General features: G+C 68.8%; 3 protein-coding genes. 2 read left to right on the top strand and 1 reads right to left on the bottom strand.

The features are described from left to right. Both ACIWVC_RS13255 and ACIWVC_RS13250 read left to right on the top strand, forming a co-directional pair. Positions 1-301, top strand: a 301-nt coding sequence (locus ACIWVC_RS13255; protein WP_396454178.1) for a RidA family protein, incomplete at its 5' end; no start/stop codon positions are given. Positions 302-383: 82 nt separating this feature from the next. Beyond that, positions 384-1,211 carry an SAM-dependent methyltransferase gene (locus ACIWVC_RS13250; RefSeq protein WP_396454177.1) on the top strand — a complete coding sequence of 276 codons (828 nt, stop codon included), beginning with the start codon at positions 384-386 and terminating at the stop codon, positions 1,209-1,211. A 45-nt stretch (positions 1,212-1,256) separates the two neighbouring features. Here the strand turns inward: ACIWVC_RS13250 and ACIWVC_RS13245 are convergent. Continuing rightward, positions 1,257-2,117 (bottom strand): hypothetical protein (locus ACIWVC_RS13245; RefSeq protein WP_396454176.1); only part of this gene is annotated, 861 nt, incomplete at its 5' end.

Below are 2,117 nucleotides of genomic sequence, written 5' to 3'. Positions count from 1 at the left end.
CCCGCTCGACCGGAGCGGCTCCCTCGTCGGCCCGGGCTCCATCGAGGCACAAGTCGATCAGGTCGTCGAGAACGCGCTCGCCGCCCTCGCCGCGGTGGAGGCCCGGCCGCAGGACGTCGTGCGCTCGGTGATCTACGTCCGGAGCGACGACAGAGAGGACCTGAGCACCGCCTGGAGCCGGCTCACCGCCTCCGACCTCGGACCGGCCTTCACGTCCGCCAGCACACTCCTCGGCGTGGCCCAGCTGGGCTTCCCGGGCCAGCTGGTCGAGGTGGACCTCACCGCGGCGCTGCCCGGGTGATACCGGACACCGAATGCGTGCCTGGAAGGGCTGCCCGAATATAGGGTGATCCGTGCAGCATCGAGCGGTAGAGGAGACGTTCGTGGGATCGGATCGGCCGCAAGAATCACCAAACCAGGACAAACTTGCCCGGTTCAATACAGACGTCCCGCACCCCGCCAGGGTCTATGACGCCTGGCTGGGCGGCAAGGACAACTTCGCCGCGGACAGAGCGGCCGCGGAGAGGGGCCTGCAGGCGTTCCCGTCCACGGTGAAATCCGTCCGGGCGAACCGCGCGTTCCTGGCGCGGACGGTGGAGTACCTGGTCTCGGAGGCCGGGATCCACCAGTTCCTGGACATCGGAACCGGGCTTCCGTCGGCCAACAACACGCACGAGGTCGCCCAGGCGATCGTGCCCGAGGCCCGGATCGCCTACGTCGACAACGACCCGATCGTGCTGGCCCATGCCGCGGCCCTGCTGAGGGGCACCGCCTCGGGCAAGACCGACTACATCGACGCGGACCTGCGCGAGCCCGACAAGATCCTCCAGGCGGCGTCCCACACGCTGGACTTCACGCAGCCGGTGGCGGTCATGCTCGTCGCCGTGCTCCACTTCATCCCCGACAGCGCGGACCCGTACCGGATCGTGGACACCCTCATGGCCGCCGTCCCGCCGGGCAGCCACCTGGTGCTGTCGCACACCGCGAAGGACATCTTCCCCGAGGAGATGGCCAGGTTCGCCCAGACCATGAACAAGGACTCGGCGGAAGCGGTCAACCTGCGCGACCGCGACCAGATCACCAGGTTCTTCCACAACCTGGAGCTCATCGAGCCGGGCGTCGTCGAGGTCGCGAAATGGCGCCCGCGCTCCGAGCTCGAAGCCTCCGCCCCCGCCGCCCTGTGGGGCGGCGTGGCCCGCAAACCGGCCTAGTCCGCCGAGCCGCCCGCCCGGCATGACCCTTTGAGTCCCGGTGGATCAGCTGTCCAGCACCTCGATCATCGGCAGCGTTCCCTCAACGAAGGCACCCGCCTCCGCCGGTGTGATCGGCTTGCCGTCACGGACGGTCTTCGTGACGCGCAGCGGGTTGATGGGGGAGACGAGGTAACGTCCCGGCCGCACCACCGTGCTTCCCGGGAGGGTCAAGGTGCGAGTCTCGGTCCATTCGGTCATGTAGGCGCATTCGGAACGGACATAGGCTTCGACGTTGTCGGTTTTCACCGGCGGTGCTCGGAGGAGGAGCGGGGACGTGAGCCCCGCGAGCTTCTCCCGTTCGGCCGGGGGACTCCGATACAAAGCCAGGTTCAGCCCGACCGTCTGCCATCCACTTCCGGGGCTCTCGTCGTGCTGCGGGGAGTCTCCCCCACCCACGGTCCAGTCGTATCCCTGGACGATGTCCTGGCGGTTCGCGTCTTTGCCGAAACATTGGCGTCGGCCACCGGGCAGGTACTTCCCGCCGTATGGCATGCGAGCGCGGACCTGCACGACCATACGGACGGTCGTTCCCGGCTTGACCCGGGCCGGAGCGATCGAGATCTTCGCGTCCAGGGTGGGGCCTTCCGAAGCGGGCATGTTGGGCTGGCTGGTGAGTGCTCCCGGTCGCGTTAACCCCGCGTGGAGCAATCCGTGGTCCTCTCCGCCGACACCGGGCTCGGAGGGCCGGAACAGCCATGCGGCGATCACGGCTCCCACACCGACGGTGCCGATGGCCGCGGCGCCCTTGGGGCCGCCGACCTTGCTCAGGAAGCCCTTGGAGGCGGACGTTCCGGTCTTGGCCATCACATCGACCGATGCGGCGCCTTGGGCGAGCCCGGTGGACGCGTGCCCTGCCGCCGTGCC

Source organism: Actinomadura sp., assembly GCF_044508335.1.
Lineage (GTDB): Bacteria > Actinomycetota > Actinomycetes > Streptosporangiales > Streptosporangiaceae > Spirillospora.
The sequence above is the reverse complement of the archived record's forward strand: the minus strand, read 5'-3'. Positions and strand labels throughout refer to the sequence as shown.